At 57.2% G+C, this 5,754-nt stretch carries 4 protein-coding genes and 2 tRNA genes; all 6 read left to right on the forward strand.

Going from position 1 to position 5,754, the window contains the following annotated elements; genetic code table 11:
- Window positions 1-150: 150 nt before the first annotated feature.
- Window positions 151-226 (forward strand) — tRNA-Val (locus BDE01S_RS07740).
- A 59-nt stretch (window positions 227-285) separates the two neighbouring features.
- Window positions 286-362: transfer RNA gene (locus tag BDE01S_RS07745), tRNA-Asp, on the forward strand.
- 165 nt (window positions 363-527) lie between these two features.
- A complete protein-coding gene (locus BDE01S_RS07750) occupies window positions 528-1,631 on the forward strand; it encodes a conjugal transfer protein (protein ID WP_066079734.1) in 1,104 nt (367 codons plus the stop codon).
- 2 nt (window positions 1,632-1,633) lie between these two features.
- Window positions 1,634-2,104: a low molecular weight protein-tyrosine-phosphatase gene (locus BDE01S_RS07755; protein ID WP_066079737.1), complete on the forward strand. Its 471-nt coding sequence runs from the start codon at window positions 1,634-1,636 to the stop codon at window positions 2,102-2,104.
- A 162-nt stretch (window positions 2,105-2,266) separates the two neighbouring features.
- On the forward strand, window positions 2,267-3,937 hold the full coding sequence (locus BDE01S_RS07760; RefSeq protein ID WP_066079740.1) for an AMP-binding protein: 1,671 nt from the start codon (window positions 2,267-2,269) through the stop codon (window positions 3,935-3,937).
- A gap of 130 nt (window positions 3,938-4,067) precedes the next feature.
- Complete coding sequence (gene pyrG / locus BDE01S_RS07765; protein WP_066079744.1) at window positions 4,068-5,702, forward strand: CTP synthase; 1,635 nt, start codon at window positions 4,068-4,070, stop codon at window positions 5,700-5,702.
- Window positions 5,703-5,754: the final 52 nt, after the last annotated feature.

Here is a 5,754-nt window from a genome sequence, read left to right on the forward strand (position 1 = left end):
CAGGTAGTACGGCAAGGCGAGCCAACGCCGTAGCAGGATTTAAGTTCTACGACTATAAGCATTTTTATTCGTTTATTTATCAACAAACTATGCCTCACCATTGAGAAGCTGCTTGCCAGCGCGGGCACATTTTGCTTTAATAGCGGCTTCGGGTGATTAGCTCAGTTGGTAGAGCGTCTGCCTTACAAGCAGAATGTCGGCGGTTCGACTCCGTCATCACCCACCAGTTTTTATGGTTTAATCCTTTCTCTAAGTTTTCCTTTCGTTGTTGGTTGAACAACACGCGCGGCGGTAGCTCAGTTGGTTAGAGTATCGGCCTGTCACGCCGAGGGTCGCGGGTTCGAGCCCCGTCCGCCGCGCCACATTTACAAAGCATCGGTTTCCGGTGCTTTTTTCTTTTGCGCTTTTCTATTTTATTCGGCTATAAAAACAATCAGATAATCAATTCCCCTGCGCCATATCCTACTGCTTTACTCTGTTATTGCTATAATCTGCCATCTTCACAAAAATAACCCCGAGGCAGAAACATGACCGCGTCTTTCGTTCTTCCCGATACCCGCCCCTACCCCGAAACACCTGTAAAAAACAATCTGCTGATTCACGCCTCCGCTCTGGCGCACAGCAGCTCCGCCGCGCAGCGCAAGCTCTCCGCCGAAGCGCTGCAAACCGAAATCCGCGGCATGCTGATGCAGAATTACTATCTCGGCCTGTCGGTGGCCATGAGCATGGCGCCCGATGCCGAATCCTACCGCGCACTGCTGGAAAACCTCGACCACACGCTGGGCGCGGAAAACGATGACGAAATCCAATGGTTTGCCATGCCGCTGGTCTTGGTGGCCGGCTGCAAACAGCCGCAAAACCTGAAGCTGGACGCCCCCGCCGCCGCGCTCAATGCCTGCTTTGAAAACTATCCGCATCTGCGCGCTCTCGGCCAAGCTGCTTGGCTGCCGTTTCTGCTGCCCTCCACCGTAGTCAGCGAAATCAATGCGGGGCAGTGGTTTCAAGCCAAGCAGAGTTTGGACGCGGCGCAAAACTTTGCCGCGCAGTTCAAAGCTTCCGAGCTGGCACTGCCGGAAGGGCAGTCGGTACACGTTGTATTCGCGCTGGGCTACGGCGACCGCAAAACCCAAGCCGCTTTGGGGCAAAACCTGCTTAAAGCGGGCCTGCCGCTGATGCAGCTTTGGCAGGAAGCCCTGGCCGCGCCGGACGTAACCCTGTTTGTCAATCCGCTCTCGCCCGCCACGCCGCTGCACGCTCTGACAGAGGGCAGCCACATGCGCCAACGCATGGCGATGGACGTATTCGCCACCAACGCCATCCGCGCCATCCGCCTGCAAAGCCCGCGCGTCGGCGTGGTGATGGCAGCGCAGCAGGGCGGCAGCCTGATGTTCAGCTTCAACGCCACCGACGGCGCATTCGAGCTGGCACCGCAGATTTTCCAATGGCGGCTTTCACCCACCGACAACATCGCCGTTATCCAGCAGAATTTTGTGGACTTGATGGCCGAGTGCCGCGTCGAGCATCTTTATATGCTGCGCGAAGCCCTGCCGGAAGCCGGCGAGCCGGTCAACTACGCGCAAGCCCTCAAACTCGACGGCTTCAATCCGTTTTTCAGCAGCGGAGCCGTCTGAAAATGCCGCAGTATCACGTTCTCTTCGTCTGCCTCGGCAACATCTGCCGCTCGCCCATGGCCGAATTTGTGCTGCGCCAACGCGCGGCCGAAGCCGGTGTCGCCCACCGCATCAGTGTCGGCAGCGCCGGCACATCCGGCTGGCACGACGGTGAAAATATGCACGCGGGTACGCAGAAAATGCTGACCGAGCAAGGCATCCCGCCCGTCGGCTTTACCAGCAGCAAAGTCAAAGGCAGCGACATCGACCATTACGACTTCATCATCGCAATGGACGACGACAATCTCGCCAACCTGGAGCGCCTGTTCGGCAAACATCCCGATAAACTGTTTAAGCTGACCGACCTCATTCCCGAAAGCGGCTACGCCCATGTACCCGATCCGTGGTACACCGGCGACTTTGCCGAAACCTTCCGCCTGGTCGATGCCGGCAGCCGCGCCTTGCTGAAAAAGCTCGGCCTGGCCGAAGCTTAAATCCGTTTAGCGCGACAAGCTCAGGCCGTCTGAAAATCCGTTTTTCAGACGGCTTTTTCCCGCAGGCATTGCATAGCGCGGACGTAGCGCATAGAATAAGCGCTCTATCGGCAGGCATTGCGCCCGCACCACCCTTTACCCGAACACATACAGACATTCATTATGGAAAAAATCTGGCTTCAAAGCTACGAAGCGGGCGTTGCCCACGAAATCGACCTTTCCCTTTACCAATCCCTCAACGACGTGTTTGCCCAAAGCGCGCAGAAATTCGCAAGCAAACCGGCGTTTCAAAATATGGGTAAAGTGCTGACTTACGCGCAAACCGACAAGCTGGCTACAGATTTCGCCTCCTACCTGCAAAACGTGCTGAAGCTGCCGCGCGGCGAGCGCGTCGCCATCATGATGCCCAACCTGCTGCAATATCCCGTCGCCCTGTTCGGCATCCTGAAAGCCGGCCTGGTCGTGGTCAACACCAATCCGCTCTACACCCCGCGCGAGCTGGCGCACCAACTGAAAGACAGCGGCGCCACCACCATCATCGTTTTGGAAAACTTCGCCAACACGCTGGAATTGGTGCTGCCGCGCACCGACATCAAAAACGTCATCGTTGCCTCCGTCGGCGAAATGTTCGGCCTGCTCAAAGGCAGCCTGATTAATTTCGTATTACGCAAAGTCAAAAAAATGGTGCCGGAATACCGCATTCCGAACACCGTTACTTTTCAGACGGCCTTAAAACAGGGTGCGGCGCACAGCTTCCGCCCCGTGGCCGTAACCCGCGAAGACACCGCCTTTCTGCAATACACCGGCGGCACCACCGGCGTAGCCAAAGGCGCAGTATTGAGCCACGGCAACATCTGCGCCAATATGCTGCAGGCGCGCGAATGGATTAAAAACCAGCTTCAGGAAGGCAGCGAAACCGTTATCGCCGCCCTGCCGCTGTATCATGTGTTCGCCCTAACCGTTAACCTGATGATTTTCTCCGGCGTCGGCTCCAAAATCGTCTTGATTACCAACCCGCGCGACATGAAAGCCTTTATCGGCGACATGAAAAAAGAGCGCATCAGCGTTTTCATCGGCGTCAACACCCTGTTTAACGGCTTAATCAACCGCCCCGAATTTGCCGAAGTCGATTTCTCCAACCTGAAGCTCACCCTCGGCGGCGGCATGGCCACGCAGCGCGCCGTAGCCGAAAAATGGAAAAACATCACCGGCACGCCCATCGTCGAAGCCTACGGCCTTACCGAAGCCAGCCCCGGCGTGTGCGCCAACCCGCTGAACATTCCCGCCTACACCGGCTCCATCGGCCTGCCCGTCTGCTCCACCGAAGTACAGCTGCGCGATGCCGACGGCAAAGAAGTGCCGCAAGGCCAGCCCGGCGAAATGTGGGTGCGCGGCCCGCAAGTGATGCAAGGCTATTGGAACCGCCCCGAAGAAACCGCCAAAGCCATCGACCAAGACGGCTGGCTGGAAACCGGCGACATCGCCGTAATGGACGAAAAAGGCTGGTTCAAGCTGGTGGACCGCAAAAAAGATTTGATTGTCGTATCCGGCTTCAATGTTTACCCCAATGAAATCGAAGAAGTCATCGCCCACAACGACAAAGTCCTCGAAGTCGCCTGTATCGGCGTACCCAGCGAAAAAACCGGCGAAGCGCTCAAAGTCTTCGTCGTCCGAAAAGACCCCTCGCTGACCGCCGAAGAATTAATCGCCTTCTGCCGCCGCGAGCTGACCGGCTACAAAGTGCCGCGCGACATTGAGTTCCGCGACGAGCTGCCGAAATCCAACGTCGGCAAAATCCTGCGCCGCGAGCTGCGCCAACCCGCCGCAGAATAAAGCGGGCCGAAGCCGTCTGAAAAACCCGTTTTTCAGACGGCTTCGCAGCAAGTGCAGCCACATGCCGCTGCCGTTTGCCAGCCGCGCCGCTTCACGGTAAAATCACATATTCCAACATGGGTAGCACATCATGACTAAATTTATTTTCGTAACCGGCGGCGTTGTATCTTCATTGGGTAAAGGTATCGCCGCCGCTTCTATTGCCACCATTCTCGAATCGCGCGGCTTGAAAGTCACCATGCTCAAGCTCGACCCCTATATCAACGTCGATCCCGGCACCATGAGCCCCTTCCAGCACGGCGAAGTATTCGTGACCGACGACGGCGCGGAAACCGACCTCGACCTCGGCCACTACGAGCGCTTCATCAACTCCACCATGAACAAGCGCAACAGCTTCTCCGCCGGCCAGGTTTACGAAAACGTCATCGCCAAAGAGCGCCGCGGCGACTATCTCGGCGGCACCGTGCAGGTCATCCCCCACATTACCGACGAAATCAAACGCCGCATCCACGACGGCGCGGCAGGTTATGATGTTGCCATCGTCGAAATCGGCGGCACCGTCGGCGACATCGAATCGCTGCCCTTTTTGGAAGCCATCCGCCAGATGCGCAGCCAGCTCGGCCGCAACAACACCCTGTTTGCCCACCTGAGCTACGTGCCCTACATCGCCGCTGCCGGCGAAATCAAAACCAAGCCGACCCAGCATACCGTGAAAGAAATGCTGAGCATCGGCATTCAGCCCGACATTCTCATCTGCCGCATGGACCGCATCATGCCCGAAGACGAGCGCCGCAAAATCGCCCTCTTCTGTAATGTGGAAGAACGCGCCATCGTCGGCAGCTACGACGTACAAAGCATCTACGAATGCCCCGAAATGCTGCACAAGCAGGGCATCGACAACATCATTACCGAGCAGCTTCAGCTCAACGTACAGCAAGCCGATTTGACCGAGTGGAAAAAAATCGTCCACGCGATTCAAAATCCGAAGCACACCGCCAAAATCGCCATGGTCGGCAAATACGTCGATTTGACCGAATCCTACAAATCCCTGATTGAAGCCCTGAAACACGCCGGCATCCACACCGAAACCGACGTACAAATTACCTTTGTCGACAGCGAAGCCATCGAAAACAACAACGGCGACGTCTCCATGCTCAAAGACATGGATGCCATTCTCGTACCCGGCGGCTTCGGCTCGCGCGGCGTCGAAGGCAAAATCGCCGCCGTACGCTACGCCCGCGAAAACAAAGTGCCCTATCTGGGCATCTGCCTCGGTATGCAAATCGCCCTGATTGAATACGCCCGCGACGTAGCCGGTCTCGAAGGCGCAACCTCCACCGAGTTCGACCTCAAAACCAAATACCCCGTTGTCGGCCTGATTGACGAATGGCAAACCGCCGACGGCAGCGTGGAAACCCGCGACGCATCCGCCGACCTGGGCGGCACCATGCGCCTGGGCGCGCAAGACGTCGAGCTCAAAGCCGGCAGCCTCGCCGCCAAAATCTACGGCAGCGAACACATACGCGAGCGCCACCGCCACCGCTACGAAGTCAACAACAACTTCCTGCCCCAGCTGGAAGCCGCAGGCCTCGTTATTGGCGGCGTCTCCACCGGCCGCGAACGCCTGGTGGAAACCATCGAGCTGCCCGATCACCCGTGGTTCTTCGCCTGCCAGTTCCACCCGGAATTCACCTCCAATCCGCGCAAAGGCCACCCGCTCTTCACCGCCTTTGTCAAAGCCGCTTTAAGCAATAAAAAAGCCTGAAGCAGATAAAAAATACCTCCCGGCTCAGGAGGTATTTTTTATCTGTACCTTA

The organism is Bergeriella denitrificans NBRC 102155, assembly GCF_001592185.1.
Taxonomy (GTDB): domain Bacteria; phylum Pseudomonadota; class Gammaproteobacteria; order Burkholderiales; family Neisseriaceae; genus Neisseria; species Neisseria denitrificans.

Coding starts and splice junctions, on each gene's coding strand:
- BDE01S_RS07755 (WP_066079737.1), top strand. CDS start 1,634: ATGCCGCAGTATCACGTTCTCTTCGTCTGCCTCGGCAACATCTGCCGC.
- BDE01S_RS07750 (WP_066079734.1), top strand. CDS start 528: ATGACCGCGTCTTTCGTTCTTCCCGATACCCGCCCCTACCCCGAAACA.
- pyrG (WP_066079744.1), top strand. CDS start 4,068: ATGACTAAATTTATTTTCGTAACCGGCGGCGTTGTATCTTCATTGGGT.
- BDE01S_RS07760 (WP_066079740.1), top strand. CDS start 2,267: ATGGAAAAAATCTGGCTTCAAAGCTACGAAGCGGGCGTTGCCCACGAA.